This is a genomic window from Crocosphaera sp. UHCC 0190 (assembly GCF_034932065.1).
Classification (GTDB): Bacteria; Cyanobacteriota; Cyanobacteriia; order Cyanobacteriales; family Microcystaceae; genus UHCC-0190.
Genome location: NZ_JAYGHP010000011.1, coordinates 43,749 through 60,072, shown reverse-complemented (window position 1 = coordinate 60,072; position 16,324 = coordinate 43,749). Strand labels below are relative to the sequence as shown.

Annotated in this window: 13 protein-coding genes, 1 tRNA gene and 1 pseudogene; 8 read left to right on the top strand and 7 right to left on the bottom strand. The window is 37.2% G+C overall.

Translation table 11 applies throughout. The features are described from left to right. Nucleotides 1–177: 177 nt before the first annotated feature. The 3 genes from VB715_RS15645 to VB715_RS15635 all read left to right on the top strand — a co-directional run bounded on the left by VB715_RS15645 (nt 178) and on the right by VB715_RS15635 (nt 4,254). On the top strand, nt 178–2,202 hold the full coding sequence (locus VB715_RS15645; protein WP_323302148.1) for a M48 family metallopeptidase: 2,025 nt from the start codon (nt 178–180) through the stop codon (nt 2,200–2,202). A 137-nt stretch (nt 2,203–2,339) separates the two neighbouring features. Beyond that, a complete protein-coding gene (locus tag VB715_RS15640; RefSeq protein WP_323302147.1) occupies nt 2,340–3,275 on the top strand; it encodes a glycosyltransferase family 2 protein in 936 nt (311 codons plus the stop codon). Nucleotides 3,276–3,279: 4 nt separating this feature from the next. Then, complete coding sequence (locus VB715_RS15635; RefSeq protein ID WP_323302146.1) at nt 3,280–4,254, top strand: GDP-mannose 4,6-dehydratase; 975 nt, start codon at nt 3,280–3,282, stop codon at nt 4,252–4,254. A 43-nt stretch (nt 4,255–4,297) separates the two neighbouring features. Here VB715_RS15635 and VB715_RS15630 read toward each other — a convergent pair whose 3' ends face one another. Beyond that, nucleotides 4,298–4,600: an RNA-binding protein gene (locus VB715_RS15630; RefSeq protein ID WP_323302145.1), complete on the bottom strand. Its 303-nt coding sequence runs from the start codon at nt 4,598–4,600 to the stop codon at nt 4,298–4,300. A gap of 307 nt (nt 4,601–4,907) precedes the next feature. Between VB715_RS15630 and VB715_RS15625 the strand changes: the two genes are divergently transcribed. Then, nucleotides 4,908–6,116, top strand: a complete 1,209-nt coding sequence (locus tag VB715_RS15625; RefSeq protein ID WP_323302225.1) for a glycosyltransferase family 4 protein — start codon at nt 4,908–4,910, stop codon at nt 6,114–6,116. Between the two features lie 180 nt (nt 6,117–6,296). Here the strand turns inward: VB715_RS15625 and VB715_RS15620 are convergent. Beyond that, nucleotides 6,297–6,368 (bottom strand) — tRNA-Asn (locus VB715_RS15620). A gap of 151 nt (nt 6,369–6,519) precedes the next feature. Here VB715_RS15620 and VB715_RS15615 point away from each other — a divergent pair. Beyond that, nucleotides 6,520–6,999 carry a hypothetical protein gene (locus tag VB715_RS15615; RefSeq protein WP_323302144.1) on the top strand — a complete coding sequence of 160 codons (480 nt, stop codon included), beginning with the start codon at nt 6,520–6,522 and terminating at the stop codon, nt 6,997–6,999. Between the two features lie 146 nt (nt 7,000–7,145). Here VB715_RS15615 and VB715_RS15610 read toward each other — a convergent pair whose 3' ends face one another. From VB715_RS15610 to VB715_RS15595, 4 genes are all read right to left on the bottom strand, one after another. Beyond that, the gene (locus VB715_RS15610) at nt 7,146–8,549 is read right to left on the bottom strand and encodes a cytochrome P450 (protein ID WP_323302143.1); all 1,404 of its coding nucleotides are present in this window, start codon (nt 8,547–8,549) and stop codon (nt 7,146–7,148) included. Nucleotides 8,550–8,803: 254 nt separating this feature from the next. Continuing rightward, nucleotides 8,804–9,340 carry a peptide-methionine (S)-S-oxide reductase MsrA gene (gene msrA / locus VB715_RS15605; RefSeq protein WP_323302142.1) on the bottom strand — a complete coding sequence of 179 codons (537 nt, stop codon included), beginning with the start codon at nt 9,338–9,340 and terminating at the stop codon, nt 8,804–8,806. Between the two features lie 84 nt (nt 9,341–9,424). Further along, nucleotides 9,425–10,213 carry a peptidase gene (locus VB715_RS15600; RefSeq protein WP_323302141.1) on the bottom strand — a complete coding sequence of 263 codons (789 nt, stop codon included), beginning with the start codon at nt 10,211–10,213 and terminating at the stop codon, nt 9,425–9,427. Nucleotides 10,214–10,217: 4 nt separating this feature from the next. Next, complete coding sequence (locus tag VB715_RS15595) at nt 10,218–12,518, bottom strand: bifunctional serine/threonine-protein kinase/ABC transporter substrate-binding protein (RefSeq protein ID WP_323302140.1); 2,301 nt, start codon at nt 12,516–12,518, stop codon at nt 10,218–10,220. A gap of 386 nt (nt 12,519–12,904) precedes the next feature. Between VB715_RS15595 and VB715_RS15590 the strand changes: the two are divergent. The 3 genes and pseudogenes from VB715_RS15590 to VB715_RS15580 all read left to right on the top strand — a co-directional run. Next, nucleotides 12,905–13,089, top strand: a pseudogene (locus VB715_RS15590) (IS1 family transposase); the annotation flags it as partial. 196 nt (nt 13,090–13,285) lie between these two features. Beyond that, a complete protein-coding gene (locus VB715_RS15585; RefSeq protein WP_416336943.1) occupies nt 13,286–14,509 on the top strand; it encodes a glycosyltransferase family 4 protein in 1,224 nt (407 codons plus the stop codon). 124 nt (nt 14,510–14,633) lie between these two features. Further along, nucleotides 14,634–15,308 (top strand): PAP/fibrillin family protein, encoded by a 675-nt coding sequence (locus tag VB715_RS15580; protein WP_323302138.1) that lies wholly within the window; start codon nt 14,634–14,636, stop codon nt 15,306–15,308. A gap of 13 nt (nt 15,309–15,321) precedes the next feature. On the opposite strand, the gene VB715_RS15575 is transcribed toward VB715_RS15580, so the two are convergent. Then, a complete protein-coding gene (locus VB715_RS15575; protein ID WP_323302137.1) occupies nt 15,322–16,299 on the bottom strand; it encodes a glycosyltransferase in 978 nt (325 codons plus the stop codon). Nucleotides 16,300–16,324 lie beyond the last annotated feature (25 nt).

Genomic DNA, 16,324 nt, shown 5'->3' with positions numbered 1-16,324 from the left:
TGATAAAACGCTGAATTATTAATGATCATAATCACCCAAGCTCATTTTCTCAAAAATTCCAAAGTAAACCTAAAATTATGCTAAAAGATGCTTCAGCCGAAAACATTGTTTATAACATAGAGAGAATAGTTTGCGACAACATCATATCTCCTATCTATAAGAAAAAAGGATTGTTTTATGAGACTAAACTGGTACTTATCTCTAATTCTTGCCGGCATTCTTTGTCCGACGGCAACATTTGCTCAAACATTGCCCCAACCGGAAACCACACCATTAACGGCTGATTTTAAGGCTGAGATCGTTCCTCTAGATAGCACGTCTTTTGAGATCTCTAATTCCTCCCATAGTAATACAACGGAAATAATTCCTGAAGAAATCCCTCATACTGCTGAGGTACAACCGCCAGAAACCACCCCCGAAGTGGTTAATACCGATAAAAAACAGCCTGAACCGACCAAACCTGAGACGGTAACTCCCTCCTCAACGGAAACCACCCCTGAAGCGGTTAATACCGACAAAAAACAGCCCGATCATAAAAAACCGGCCCCTGTAACCCCCCCCTCAACAGAAACCGAAACAGAAGCTACTCAGACAACCACCCCAGAAACAGCAAATAGTTGTGAAAGTGCGCCTCCTTTAGCACAATATCCCTTGGCAACTCCCATAGAAGTCGCTCAAAAAGAGAGTCAGACCCCTCTCCCCACTCAAGGAGCCGCCGCCTTGGAAAAACCCCCCACAGCAGACCCTGAAAGCACTTCAGAAGAAACTAACGGCCCTTCTCCTGAAGACATTGCCCGTTATCAAACCCTGGCCAAAGGAGATCATTTTTATCGTTGCGGTGATACCTTATTAGCAGAAAGATTCTACCGTGATGCCAAAGAACCGTTTGGCAAAGAAGCAGAATTAAACCGAGAAATGCTTGCTCAAGCGGTTTATGAACCAGAATATTTGTTGCCAGGGGGTGGGGTTTATTGGCGACTCTATCAGGAAAGTTTAACGGATAATCAGGTTTACAAGAGCAAACGTTTAGCCCCCTTAAGACTGTTATCGGAAAAGTATCCTGAATTTATTCCAGGCCATCTTAAGTATGCTGAAGCCTTAGAACAAGATAAACGCCCTGAGGAAGCGCGGGAAATCTTAACGACTGCGGCCACCCTTTATCCCAATGAAGCCCCCTTAGTTGATGCTAAAATTACTGCTGATGAAGAAGCTAAGAACTGGTTAGCCGCTTCCTTAACTGCCCGTCAGTTTGCGATCTTTAATCAGGATCATTTTCGGGCAGCAGAGTTTAAAAAACGGGCTGATGATAATTTAGCTCGTTATCAAGGGGACTTACAATCCCAAATGACCTGGAATATGGTAGGAAATGCCGTTATGGGTGGTGTCGGTGCCGCTTTAATGGGCAATGTCTTCGCGCCCCTGTCTACCTTACAAACCAGTTATCTTTTGTTACAAGGGGAATCAGTTATTGGGCAAAGTTATGCGGACGGGATGAAAAATAAACTCAAATTGGTTGATGATCCCGAAGTTTTAGCCTATGTTAATGAAATTGGGCAGAAATTAGCTAAAGCAGCCGGACGAGAGGAATTCAACTATGAATTTTATGTAGTCATGGATGAAAATATCAATGCTTTTGCTTTGCCAGGGGGTAAAATTTTTGTCAATGCCGGGGCGATCGCCAAAACACAATCAGAGGCCGAGTTAGCGGGGTTATTGGCCCATGAATTAGCCCATGCTGTCCTTTCCCACGGCTTTCAACAGATGACCCAAAGTGCCTTAACCAGCAGTGTAGTGGACTATATCCCCTATGTGGGCGGTTTGGCAAGCAATCTCGCTGTTCTTGGCTATAGTCGAGGTATGGAAGAACAAGCTGACTTGTTTGGCACTCGTTTACTCGCTGCTACGGGTTACGCTGCTGACGGGGTACGGAATTTAATGGTAGTCATGAATGATGAACACAAAAACCGTCCCCCTGCTTGGCTATCTACTCACCCTGATACCAGCGATCGCGTGAAATATATTGAGGTGGAAATTGTCCGCAATAATTTCAACCGTTTTGCTTATGAAGGAGTAGAAAAACATCAACAAATGCGGCAACAAGTTGATGAAATATTAGCCGCTTATAAAGCCGAAAAAGAAGGCAAAAAACCAGAAGAAAAGAAGGATAAAAAGCAGAAACCCCCAGAGCAAACCGCCAATTAATTGTAGGGTGGGCAATGCCCACCTTACTTATTTATATTGCCTAGGGTGGGTTAGGTGGTGATCTGCTATGCAGCTAATTGGTTAATTAAATAATATACTTAGCAGTGACCACTTAATAACCCAGAAAATGCTAAATCATGTATGAAATTGCTGCCATTATTTGTACCCATAACCGCGATCGCTATTTAGGAGATGCCATTGATAGTTTATTAGCCCAAGAAGGCACAAATTATGAGATCCTGGTAGTGGATAATGGCTCCACAGACACCACAAAACAGGTGGTAGAGTCTCGTTTGTCCCATCCCCGTTTAAAGTACGTTTATGAGCCAATTTTGGGGCTATCAGTGGCACGCAATACAGGGGCCCAAGAAACCACCGCGCCCATTTTAGCCTATCTTGATGATGATGCGATCGCCTCTCCCCAATGGTTGCGGGTTTTGGTGGATGCTTATCAACACCAGGAAAAATTGGCGATCGCCGGGGGCAAAGTTACCTTAATTTGGCCAGAAGGAATATCTCCCCCTCAATGGATTTCTGAAGATTTAGCGGGAGGGTTAGGAGCCTACGATTTAGGTGATAAAATGGTTTCCATTACCAATCCTCAGTTAACCCCTAGAGGCTTAAATTACTCCCTAAGACGGTTATTTTTAGAAAAAATTGGGGGGTTTGATGTTAATTTAGGGAGAGTCGGCAAAAAACTCCTTTCCAATGAGGAACTATTCATGACAGAATTGGCCTTAACCCAAGGATGGGAAGTCGCCTATCTTCCTGATGCCTTAGTCGGACATAATGTGTCCCCTGAAAGACTCAAACCCGGCTGGTTTTTGCGACGTAGTTGGTGGCAAGGGGTAAGTGAATGTTATCGGGAGGAAATTGCGGGACGCACGGGAATTGTTCAATTGAGAAGGGGAGGAGAAAGGTTAATGAGGGGGTTGTATAAATCCTTGAAATATGTGACTAATCCGGCTCTCAGTTTTGATAATCTAGTCTATGCTTATGGGCAAATTGGCTATTTAAAGGAAGCGATACAATTATTATTAACCCCTAAAAACAATAAGAACACAAATCACTAAATTTATGGGACAAAAAACCGCTTTAATTTGTGGCATTTCTGGTCAAGATGGGGCTTATTTAGCTCAATTTCTTCTGGATCAAGGTTATATTGTTTTTGGGACATCACGGGATGCCCAGATCTCATCATTTCATAATTTAGTCCGTTTAGGGATTCGGGAGCAAATAAAGATTGAATCTATGTCTCTCAATGATTTTCGGAGTGTTTTGCAAGTCCTCAATAAAGTTGAGCCTGAAGAAGTTTATAATTTAGCCGGCCAAAGTTCTGTCGGATTGTCTTTTGAGTTACCGGTCGAAACCTTAGAAAGTATTGCGACAGGGACATTAAACCTGTTAGAAGCGATTCGATTTACTGGCGCACCAATTAAGTTTTATAATGCAGGGTCAAGTGAATGTTTTGGAGATATTGGGGTTTTTCCTGCCGATGAATTAACCCCTTTTCGTCCCCGTAGTCCCTATGCTGTGGCTAAATCTGCGGCTTTTTGGGAAGTGGCTAATTATCGAGAAGCTTATGGAATTTTTGCCTGTTCAGGGATTCTATTTAACCATGAATCTCCCTTGCGTCCCCAACGATTTGTCACACAAAAAATTGTCAGCGCAGCTTGTAATATTGCTCAAGGCATTTCTCAAAAATTACAGTTAGGTAATGTCACTATAAAACGAGATTGGGGTTGGGCTCCAGAATATGTTAAAGCGATGTATTTAATGTTACAACAATCTCAACCGGATGACTATGTAATTGCCACAGGAGAAAGCTCTTCTTTAGAAGAATTTGTTATACAAACTTTTGATTATTTAGGATTAAATTGGCAAGATTATGTCACAACAAATCCTAGCCTATTCCGACCAACTGATCTTGCCTATAGTTGCGGCAACCCCAGTAAATCATGGGAAAAACTAGGCTGGAAAGCCCAATACAAGATGCCAGACGTGGTAAGAATGATGATTGATTATAATATGCAATCACTGAAAAAGGAGTAGAAAATTTAATAATTTCCTACCCCTGATTGACTTAATTTAGGTCTTAGTATTGGTTGCGTCTTCCTCTGCCGCCGCCTCCACCGAAGGAGCCTCCTGAACGTTGTTCGCGTTCCTTGGCTTTGTTGACCTTTAAGGTGCGTCCCATCCATTCTGCTCCGTCTAGGGTAGAAATAGCGGTCTCTTCTTGGGTGACAGAGTCCATTTCGACGAAAGCAAAGCCACGCATCCGACCGGTGTCACGGTCAGTGGGGATATGAACGCGCTTGACTGAACCATAATCGGCAAATACCGAGTTAAGGTCAGCTTCAGTAACGTCATAGGATAGGTTGCCTACATAAATTGACATTTGGGATTATCTCCGTGAATCTAAGATGTTTGTAGAGATTGAGCGGTCGGAGAGAATCGTGCCAAGGCTGAACGGGAAATACCTGTCAATGCTGATAACAAAATCTACTACCGATACTTAGTTGTCTCGTCTTTCATTATAACATAGTTTCTCATTTTGAGTGAATCAACGGACAAGAAATTTAGTTTTCAGGGGATCTTGGATCTGATAGGGGTTTGGGGTTCAGGAATTCGTTGAAAAGGGTAAACTTTACATTGTAAAATCGTGATCGAGCAAAAAACTCGTGAGCAACCTCACAAATAAAGCAATGAAATTATTAATGATTTGTGCTACATTTCCCTATCCACCTAGTCGTGGGGGAACTCAAGGACGGACGTTTAATCTACTAAAATTTATCAGTAAAATTCACGAGATTACATTAATTACTCAATTAACGGAAGACGTTACCAAGGAAGAAATTGAACAACTTCGTTCCTATGTTACAGACTTAAAGGTATTTCCCCGTCCTACGGAAGACAGCAACGGATTTTTGGATAAAGTTATGAGGTTTAGTCAATTTTTTCTGGAAGGGACTCCTCCCAATGTGCGCTATCTTTATCTAGCAGAAATTCAACAATGGATAGATCAAGCGGTAGCTGAGCAACGGTTTGATGTCATTACTTGTGAACATAGCGTTAATGAAATTTATATTCGTCCCCAGTGGAAACAAAAAATAAAAACTATTATTGATATTCATAGTTCGGTATATAAAACTTGTTTAAATCAATTGGCAACGGGAACCTCAGAGAATAAACTCAGGGATCGTCTTTATCTTCCTTTATTGCGTCGTTATGAACAACGGACTGTCTCTAAATTTTCCCAAGTTGTGGTAACAACGGATGAAGATGAACAACAAATGCGGGACTTTGCTCCCAATGCAAAAATTGCTTTAATTGCTAATGGTGTAGACTTAGAAACCTTTCCTTATCGTTCTCATGATCCAGGAGGACATCGTTTAGTATTTGTTGGGGGATTAGATTATTTTGTTAATATTGACGGTGCTGTCTTTTTTAGTCAAGAAGTTTTGCCATTATTGCAAACAAAATATCCTGATGCAACCTTAACCTTAGTGGGTTCTAAACCCTCTCCTGAAGTACAAGCATTAGCAAAACGTCCTGGTATTACCGTAACGGGAAGAGTCCCTTCTGTGGTTGATTATTTACATCAAGCAACTGTGGCAGTTATCCCTTTACGGACAGGGTTTGGTATGAAATTTAAAACCCTGGAAGCGATGGCTGCAGGGGTTCCCGTGGTGGCAAGCGATCGCGGTTTAGAAGGAATGGAAGTGGCGGGAGAAAATGTTCCTTTAAGGGCTTTAAGAGCGAATACGATAGAAGAATATATTAATAAGATTAGTGATTTATTTGAGGATGCTAATTTACGTCATACATTATCTAAAAATGGTCGAGAGTATATTGAGAATAATTATACTTGGGAAGCCTTGGGGAATGAGTATGAAAAAATTATTGCTGCATGATCCCAGACTTTTCTAACAGTTGTTCGAGGGTTATTGTCCCCTGCATAGATAATAAAACGCTAATGAGAAATTCACGAGCAGTGTCAGGATAGGCAAAAAGCTGATTAACTTCATCAATGGCAATAACCAGAGGGCGATTGCCATTAGGGAGGAATCTATAATCATTTCCTTACTTTTCAACTCCCCAGGTAGGATTCGAACCTACGACCAATCGGTTAACAGCCGACCGCTCTACCACTGAGCTACTGAGGATTGCTCACACGATTACTAACTATAGCAATAACCTATGTCATTTGGCAAGGCCTAAATTAATGATTTGTAAAAAAAATCATTAAAAAGGGCGTTGTGAAATCTTACATTAGGGCTTTATCGTAGAAGTATGCCTCTCTCAAGATAAATCCCCATGCCTACCAATCATCGTCGTCCCGTCTCTCTCTCCTTGATGTCTACGGACTTACCCATTCTCTCGACCATTGAAACTGCTGCCACTCTGTACCAAAAAGATCGTTGTCAGTTTCATCTCCTCCTCAACCAACCGGAAGCGATGAAATCAGTAGCTGACGAGGAACCCACTTCAGCCTTAGAAACAGCCAGACAATTACTCTGGTTAGAACTTTCTCCCGCGCGAGTGATTATGACCTTACAAGGTAACGGTAAGTTTTGTTATCGCCATTTCTGGGAACCCGGTATTTATGGGGTCAGTCGCTACTGGCTAAATGATGACTCTGGGGACATTTCTAACGCCTTTCGTCTACGAAACTATACTCGCAGCTTAAAATTAGAGGGAGATGTCTTACCAGAATACTTAAGACTCGAATATGAGTTATGGTCAGGCAAGGTACAACTCGGCAATTATATCTTGCATTTAGACATTCACCATTGATCAACCTTTCAATATCTTCTCCTCTGTCAATATTGGTAATGGGACTTACGCAGCCACATAATGCGTAGAGGTTTAATCCTTTAATTTGGGGGTAAGGTGTTACGCTTTATTCATTTTAATCTACCCCCATAAAGTGGCTTGTTTGTTTATACTTTTGAGACAAATTTGGGAAGTGATGACCCGACATCAAGATTTTTTTTGCCTTTCATGAGCATTTTAACTCCAGTTTCTGGGGCTAAAGTAATACCCCGTCTTTTGGGTTTTTCAGGACGAGAAGTGACTAAACTCAAATCATAATTAGCCAAAATTGTTGCTAAGACCAACTTCATTTCAAATTGGGCTAAAGCATCCCCAATACAACGACGGGAACCTCCCCCAAAGGGGATAAATTCATAGGGAGAAAATTGTTTTTCTAAAAAGCGTTCGGGTTTAAATTGATCGTGATCAGGATAGATATCTTCTCGTTGATGAATTAAATACATACACCCTGCGACAATTTGCCCTGGTTCTAGTTGATATCCCATTAATTCTACGGGTTGTTCCACTTTTCTTCCCAAGGTTAACATGGCAACGGGATAAATTCTTAAGCTTTCTTGGCAAACTGCGGTTAAATAGGGCAGTTTTATGAACTCCATTAAATTAGGATTTTTCCCTAACGTGGCAATTTCTTTGCGAACTTTTTCGCTAATTTCTGGGTGGTAATGTGTCCAGTATAATGCCCAAGTCATGGCAGTTGCTGTGGTTTCATGACCCGCAAATAAAAGAGTTAGTAATTCATCTCTTAATTCTTGATCACTGAGTTGGTTTCCTTGTTCATCAGTTGCTGACATTAATAAAGAGAGAATATCGGTGCGGCTGGGGTCAGGATTTGCTCGACGTTCTGCAATTTCATTATACAGTAAGTCATCAAGTGCTTGTCTTGTTCTTAAAAATTTACCCCAAGGACTCCATGCTCCTAGATCCCATTGTAAAATAGGAAAAAAGACAACCGATGTAGTTAGGGGTGATTTGAAAATTTCTAACCAATCAATTAATAATTTTTCAAGTTTTTGCTGTTTTTCTCCTTCGGGAAATCCAAATACTGCTTCAATAATAACCTGTAAAGAAATACTTTGCATGGCTTTTCGGGCAATAAATAAGCTACCGGGAGAAATTTCTTCCATAACTTTATGGGCTAATTTAATGATTAATTCCCCATAACTTTGCATTCTTTCTCCATGAAAGGGAGGCATTAAAAGTTGACGACGTTTTTTATGGCGATCGCCGTTTATCATCAAAACTGAAGCATCTCCAAATAACATTGATAGGCTTTTATTAATATCTCCTGGCGCACTAAATTCTTGGCGATCATGGGTTAAAATTTGTTGCACAGCTTCAGGATGATTGACAAAAATAATCTCATCCATATCAAAACTCATTTTAACTCTAAATATATCCCCATGAAGTTGCATGGCTTTTTCCATATAGTTAACAGGATCAGCTATCCATTTAATGACTTCTATCAGCGTTGGGGCATTGGCAGCAGCAGGGATTTTAGAAGATCTTATCATGTTTCTTGAAATTTTAATTTCTCTTATTTAGTTTAACAAATATTTTTTGATTTGGCATTGGGTTTAGAGGTCAATTTTCATCTTTACCCAAAAATATTAGGCATATTTTTTTTAATCTTCTCCTATATTTCAGCCATGACATAAATTAATCAATAGCAAATATATTTTGATTATTATTTTAACCTATTGAATCAGTTTTATTGAAAGTAAGAGTATTTTTGAAAATACCCTTACCAAGTTAATTTTTTAGGGATTTATGCCAAGGCTTTATCAGGAAAATATTTCTTGAGTTTAGCCAGTTTTGGAGGAATACTAAAAGCACAATAAGGTTGATTAGGGTGCTTGTTGAAATAGTTTTGATGATATTCTTCAGCAGGATAATAGTCAGTCAATTCCTCTAATTCTGTGACAATTTTTCCCTTAAATATCTCGTCATCATTGAGTTTCTCAATAAGGATTTTAGCTGTCTCTAATTGTTGTTGTGATTCCCAAAGAATAATAGAACGATATTGTGTCCCTACATCATTTCCTTGTCGGTTAAGAGTGGTAGGATCATGACTGGCGACAAAAAAGATTTCTAGGATTTCAGTGAGGGATATTTTTTGCGGATTAAAGGTTACTTTTACGACCTCTGCGTGTCCAGTTTTTCCACTACAAACAGCCTCATAAGTAGGGTTTTTTATCTGGCCACCTGCATAACCAGATTCTACAGCTTCAACCCCTTCTACTGCTTGAAACACTGATTCTACACACCAGAAGCAGCCGCCACCTAATACAATTGTTTCTGACATTTTTTCGTTCCCTTTATCAGTGAATATTATTTTTATTGTAAACACATAAAAGACTATTTAGACAAGGTATAATAAATTATAGATTTAGAACTGACTTGGTAGGGGCCATCCTAAGCGAGTGGGTTGTTGGTAAATTTTTTTTAACGTATTAATATCTCTAGAAGAAATGGTGGGAGGGTTGCCTACTTGGGAGAAATAAAGGGCATCAGTTTCTTCTAAACTATGACCCCAAATTCCCAAAGCGTGACCCAATTCATGACGAGCGGCTGATAAGACTGATAATTCTCCTAAACGGGGACTAATTTGAATGGTCATTTGATGAAATAGTTGTTGATTTTTGATATAAAATTTATAACGAGTTTGGGCAGTTCTAGCTCTAGGAATTTGTAATTTCCCTGTTTCTGGATTAATATTTGTATCTAAGGGAGGATCGTTTCTTTCTATGATAATATCTGCCTGTTCAGGCTCAGAAACTTCAATCATAGATAAGTAGATATTCCATTCAGCGATCGCTTGTTCAACAGCCTTTAACCATTGATTAAAACGACGGGTGACAGCAGCAGGATCATTAGGGTTAGAAGGGCGGTCAAGATATACTTTAATGGGCAATTTTGACCAGATAAGATAACCTGCTAAAATCGGTTTAATTTGCTCGAAATAGTTGCCCAAATTATTAGAATCTTGCCATTGTTCTAAAGTAGTGGGTAGAGGATGAATTTGCAGAGGAGGCAGTAATTTTTCCAGGTCATCTTCTGTAGCATTGGTTGGCATTTTTGTCAACAGCAAAAGGCTAAATATTAGCCATAAATTAAAGATAAATAAGGCAAATTTATTTTTAATTAGTTGACTGGTAATTTGGTTGTTTTTTTTCATTAATTTAACAATTAGGAACAGTGTTTTTATTGTGAACAGGAACAAATTTATAACCGTATTCTGATGAGGTATCGGCAACAACTTTGACTAAAATGGTAGGAGGATTTTTTCGATTGCCATTAGGTTCAAATTCAATTGTTCCGGTTACTCCTTGTAGTTTAAAATCATCCCTTTTTAATTGGTCATGGATTTTTTTACGTTGAAAATTAGAATTGAATAATTGCTCCATTTTTTGAGAAAAACTATTGACTGATGTTTGTTCTATAGCTGTCATAATTGTTTTAGCTGCATCATAACTATTAGCAGTTCGATAACTAGCATATCCTCCCCAAAGTTGCTTAGATTCACAAACAAAGTTATGATCAGCACTATTGAGATAATGCCAAGATATAGAAATTATAATACCTTCAGAAAGTTCTTGTTTAGCTAAAATATCTCTACTGTATAAAGCATCACCACCAATAATTAAAAAGTTATTGTGATTAGCCACAATAATATTTATCGCATTTTTAAAGGCATCATTATCAACTTTAGCATCAGGAAATAAAACCAAAGTATTGACTCCTTTTGTTGCTATTTCAGCAATTGTTTGTCTTTCATTAAAAAGGGAATCGGATAAATTAAAAGTTTGAACAATATTTAATTCCGTGTTAGCATCTTGTTTCAAAAAAGCATTATATAAAGAGAGACTATATTGACTATAAGGATTATATAAAACGGCAGCTTTTTCTCCTTTTTTTTGTTTAATAAGATATTGTGACAGGTTTTTAATATTATCACTATCTTGAGCAATTGTTCTCAAGAAAAAATCTCCTTGACTAGATAATTCATCAGCAGAACTGGTGGGAGAAATTAACACTAAATTCTGAGCTTGATAAATAGGTAAGGTAGTAATTGTGATATCACTGCTATAATGACCAATCACAGCAACAATACTGTGATTTTGTCCGAGAATTTTAGCATTTTCTTCAGCCTGTTTTGGGTTGTTATCATCATTTGCAATAATAATTTGTAATCCAAATTCTTTTTTTTTCTGATTAATTTTATTTTGAAACTGAGCAACTCCCTTTAATATTTCTTGTCCAGCATCGCCACCTTCTGATGATTTTCCTAAAGGAATAGCCACAGCAATTGTTGAAAATTTTCTGTTTTCTAATAACAGTTTTGCATTGTTGATATAGATGAGAGTTTCTGGGTCATTCGGGACTTTTTTAAGAGCTTTATTCCAGCTATCAATAGCACTTTTATAATCTCCAATTTTAAAAAATCTAACACCTTTCTGCTTGTCTAAATTAGTAATTCTAATTAGAGCTTTTTCCCCACAACTTATCTGGTCATAATCTTCAAGTTTTTTAGCACAAGATTGAGTAAAAATTATAGATAAAAATTTTAAATTTCCCATTACTAAAATTGTAAATAATATACAAAAAAATAGAGTTAAATAAACTTTATTTCCCCAAACACTCCCAATCTTAATACTTTCTATATCTCTTAAAACATCTTTACCTAATTGATATCGATTACCAAAGTAAAATCGGACTAATTTATCGATAATCTTAGCAAGATTATGACTAACTTTGATTTCAGGTGATCGCCAAATTATTTCATGATTTTGATCTCGATTAAAGTTGTATGGATGAATTCCTGTTAAGGCCTTAATTGCCGTCATTCCAACCGCATAAAGATCACTACAAAACATCGGATTTCCTGTCAGTTGTTCCGGGGGAGTATAACCTCTTGTCCCTCCACCATGGGTTTCTGGTGGTTCCACAACATATAATGAGGAAATATCTTCGGTAATCTTTCCCAGGCCAAAATCAATTAGACACAGTTTATTATCTTTTTTACGACGGATGATATTAGAGGGCTTAATATCTCGATGAATAATATTATTTTCATGAATATAGACTAAAATATTGAGAATATCTTTGAGGAAATTTAATACATATTCTTCACTATGTTTACATCCTTCTTTAATCTCTTGATTAAGAGGAGTTCCCTCAATATATTCTTGAACTAAATAAAAATCATTGTTTTCTCGAAAAAATTCAATAAATCGAGGTATTTGATCATGGTTTAATCGATATAATGCCTTAGCTTCTCTCTGTAAAATCCCTTCTACTGCTTCTAAGTCTAAAGAATTATGATTATATGGCTTTAAATACTTAACGACGCAATACTCATTGAGTCTTCTCTGATTTATTGCTAGGTAGGTTTCCCCAAACCCCCCTTCTCCGAGAAGCGAGATAATCTCATAATGTTCACCAATAATATCGTGAGGGTGATGACGAGGAGACATGGACATAATGGGAATAGATGACTCAGATTAATCTTGATTTTGCCACAAAATTTCGGTTTAGTGGGTTAATTTGAGAAATTGTGTGTTTTTTTTAGATGTTTATTAATTTAATTAATGAAAAATCTGAACTTTTTTATGAAGTTTATGAATTGATTTTTCTCAACAAAACTATTAGGTAGTGTTTAATAAGTAGTGATAAGTTGAAAATGGTAATGGGATGACGTGGATAAATTCGGATTCAAGTTGAGTTTTGGATGTACAACAAAAATCGGATAGTTGTTGGTATAAATTTTCCTGTAGGAGATTGATTTGTGGGTTTCTTTAAGTTAAGCTATCGAGATAGCTAATCAGACTCAATAGTTCTGCAATGTCCTTAAAACCCCCTTGTCTTTCTTATTGATAAACTGTTATTAGAACGTATTTCTTTAGCAGGAATTACAAGAATTGTAGGAGTATCTATGACTTGGCTTCAAAATTATGTTAATACTAAATATGCTAAGATACCCCGTGAAGTAAAGGTTTCAGGCAAAAAAAATGAAAAGTAACGGTCGAAATAGACGAACTATATTCATTATTACAATGAAACTCTAGCTAACTAATATTTTTTATCACTACATATTTAACTCTACCTACTAAGTTTTAAATAAAGGGACAGAGAAAATACAATAATAAATTTTATAAATAATTGAGGATTGTTATGATAAAATAACTACTATCATCCTATTTCAGCTTTCTCAACTTATTTGGTGAGTTTAGGTTTAGAAGTATCATTAATGAGTTATTCTATGAGTAATTATCAGCTTAATATCTCTCTTATTGTTAGTGACTTATCGAGTAAAGGCGCAGGGCGTTGGGGTGGCGCAATTCGTCCCTTTTTACTAGCCCAAGCATTGCAAAAATTAGGACATAAAGTCAAGCTATTTGGTATTGCTTATGATCAAGATGCTCCCCCTGTTACTTATCAAGATTTACCGATTATTTGTGTTCCCTGTTCCTATTATACAGGGTTAGGAGGAACTTGGCGATCGCTGACTGAATTATTACCTAAAATTGATGGAGATATTATTTATGCAGTCAAACTAAAACCGAGTAGTTTTGGCATTGCTTTACTCAAAAAATATCTAAGTCACCGTCCTTTAATTGTGGATATTGATGACTGGGAAATGAGTTGGTTTGGGGGAGATAGTTGGCGATATAAGTTTAAAATAAAAGGCTTAGTTAAAGACATTTTAAAATCTGATGGCCCTTTAAAACATCCCGATCATCCTTTGTATTTACAACAAATAGAAAAATTAGTTTCCCGTGCGGATGCAATTACTTTACATACTCAATTTATTCAACAAAGATTTGGGGGAATTTATATTCCCAACGGAAAGGATATTAGTTTATTTAATCCTGACAATTATGATCCTGAAAGTAGTAGAAAAAAATATGGATTAGAAAACTATAAAATCATCATGTTTCCTGGAGCCCCTCGTCCCTATAAAGGAGTTGAAGATGTATTAATGGCTTTAGAAAAACTCAATAATCCTGAGTTTAAATTAGTAATTGTTGGAGGAAGTCCCTATGATGAATACGATCAGAAACTACAAAAGAATTGGGGAAACTGGTTAATTCAATTACCAAAATCCCCCGTTCAAGAAATGCCTGAAATTGTTGCGGCGGCTCATTTAATTGTTGTTCCTCAACAAAATACTTCAGCGACTAAAGCGCAATTTCCTTTAAAATTAACCGATGGAATGGCCATGGCTAAACCAGTTTTAGCGACAAAAGTTGGAGATATTCCTGAGATTTTGGGAGCAACAGGTTATTTAGTTGATCCCAGTTCTCCTGAACAATTAGCAGATAAAATTAAGTGGATTTTTGAACATTTAGAAGAAGCTAATTTAAAAGGAAAGCAAGCAAGAGAGCGATGTATTAAATTTTATAGTATTGAGGCGATGTCTGAGATTTTAGCTGAAGTTCTAGAACCTTTTCAAAGAGAGATTAAATCCTAGAAATTCTCATATTAATTTTGAGATAATAAGTTTTAATTTTTGTATCTTTCTTCAAAAAAATTATTAATAATCAGAAATTATTCTATAATTAAGTTAAAGATAAATCTAGCAAAAGGCTAAGGTCTTGAATAATCGAATTGCCATTAAAGAAACCCTTCTTAACACGATTGAGCGACAAAAAAAAACCTATCAAATTAGAATCGGTTCACCGATTACAGATATAAAAATTAAGGCTGAAGCTAAACAAAAAATTGATGAATTAACCCAGTCTTTAGAAGCAGTAAATCCCAATTTATATCCCTTATTGTATAGCCCAAATCTACTTGATGGGGTTTGGCAGTTACAATATGCAACTGCCGGAGAAATTCGTCGTTTATCTTCTCTGAAGTATGGGTTAAAAGTTGGGCCTATTTATCAAGTTATTGATCTTCAGAGTCAGTCTTTCTTTAATCAAGCATTTGTTCAACATCGTTTAGGTTTAATTTCTGGTTATGTTTTAGTGACAGCTATCTTTGAACCTGCCAAAGATGATTCATCACCCCTTCCCAATGACACCCTTAATATTAATTTTAAAAGGCGTTACCTTGCTATTACTAATATGGCTCAAATTAGTACCCCAAATCTTGATCCATTTAAAGTGGTTCCTGCTAATAATCCTAAACAAAGAGTGCCGAGTTTTAAAATCACTTATTTAGATGAAGATTTAAGGATTGGCCGGGGAGGAGACGGAGGATTATACATTTTATCTAAATCACCTGATGCAACAGCAATTCAAGCTTACTATCGATTTATTCAATAGACAGCCTAATAACTTATAACCATTCAATCTCTTTCGCTTTTTCCGGTAATTTAGCCATTTTTTGTCCTTGATTTCTGGCATAAAAACTAAATAAGTCAATGGGCATTTTGATTAAATCAATGGGACTACCTTGGCCAATAATTATCTTAACAGTATCTCTTGGTAAATCTTTAACTGCCCATCTTACGAGGCGATATAAGACCTCTTTTGCCGTAAATTCTCGCATTAAATCTACTCCATATAATTCATGTAAATATTGATTAGATTGACCATAACGTTGCCATTGATTGCGTAATTCTTTAAAATTGGAACGATGACGATGACGAATAATTGCTGCAGGTGAAAAAGTTAATTTCCAGTCAGTTTCTTGTTGAATTCGCCAACAAATATCCGCATCTCCTCCTGTTGTTAAATAAGGACGAAAAAAACCAATTTGAAAAAATATAGACCGACGAATTGCTAAATTGGCTGTTTGCCCATAGGGAAGAAAAGAATGTTCTAAGAGAAACTTTTGGGACATCACCCCATAGCGTTCAGCGTATTTTTCGAGTAAACTATTACCAGCTAAAGCTGCTAATTCTCCCACGACAATACCGATAGTTTCATCAATAAATGGTTGCACCAATGCTTCTATCCATTGGTAAATCGGACGACAATCAGCATCAGTAAATGCTAAAATATCTCCGGTTGCTTGACGAATTCCTTGATTGCGGGCCGCATAGGAACTTTGAATCTGGTTTTCATTTAAAGCTTTAAGGGTAATGCCAATTTTCTGAGCATCGATAGCAGCCTTTTCAAGAATTTGGGGAGTGCGATCACTGCTATTATTGTTAACCAAGAGATATTCAACTCGGTCTTTGGGATAGGTTTGCGATCTTAAACAATCAATTAAATTCGGCAAATCTTCTTCTCCATTATAAATGGGAATAATAACCGAGACTTTAGGTAAAAAATGAGGGTTGGTAGATAGGTTTTCTGTCGAGTTTGACATAATGGTTAGTAAAAATAAGGTGATT

What these genes read in the sequence shown, in the direction of transcription:
- VB715_RS15645 (WP_323302148.1), top strand. Translation starts at nt 178, where the DNA reads ATGAGACTAAACTGGTACTTATCTCTAATTCTTGCCGGCATTCTTTGT.
- VB715_RS15640 (WP_323302147.1), top strand. Translation starts at nt 2,340, where the DNA reads ATGTATGAAATTGCTGCCATTATTTGTACCCATAACCGCGATCGCTAT.
- VB715_RS15635 (WP_323302146.1), top strand. Translation starts at nt 3,280, where the DNA reads ATGGGACAAAAAACCGCTTTAATTTGTGGCATTTCTGGTCAAGATGGG.
- VB715_RS15630 (WP_323302145.1), bottom strand. Translation starts at nt 4,600, where the DNA reads ATGTCAATTTATGTAGGCAACCTATCCTATGACGTTACTGAAGCTGAC.
- VB715_RS15625 (WP_323302225.1), top strand. Translation starts at nt 4,908, where the DNA reads ATGAAATTATTAATGATTTGTGCTACATTTCCCTATCCACCTAGTCGT.
- VB715_RS15615 (WP_323302144.1), top strand. Translation starts at nt 6,520, where the DNA reads ATGCCTACCAATCATCGTCGTCCCGTCTCTCTCTCCTTGATGTCTACG.
- VB715_RS15610 (WP_323302143.1), bottom strand. Translation starts at nt 8,549, where the DNA reads ATGATAAGATCTTCTAAAATCCCTGCTGCTGCCAATGCCCCAACGCTG.
- msrA (WP_323302142.1), bottom strand. Translation starts at nt 9,340, where the DNA reads ATGTCAGAAACAATTGTATTAGGTGGCGGCTGCTTCTGGTGTGTAGAA.
- VB715_RS15600 (WP_323302141.1), bottom strand. Translation starts at nt 10,213, where the DNA reads ATGAAAAAAAACAACCAAATTACCAGTCAACTAATTAAAAATAAATTT.
- VB715_RS15595 (WP_323302140.1), bottom strand. Translation starts at nt 12,518, where the DNA reads ATGTCCATGTCTCCTCGTCATCACCCTCACGATATTATTGGTGAACAT.
- VB715_RS15585 (WP_416336943.1), top strand. Translation starts at nt 13,286, where the DNA reads ATGAGTTATTCTATGAGTAATTATCAGCTTAATATCTCTCTTATTGTT.
- VB715_RS15575 (WP_323302137.1), bottom strand. Translation starts at nt 16,299, where the DNA reads ATGTCAAACTCGACAGAAAACCTATCTACCAACCCTCATTTTTTACCT.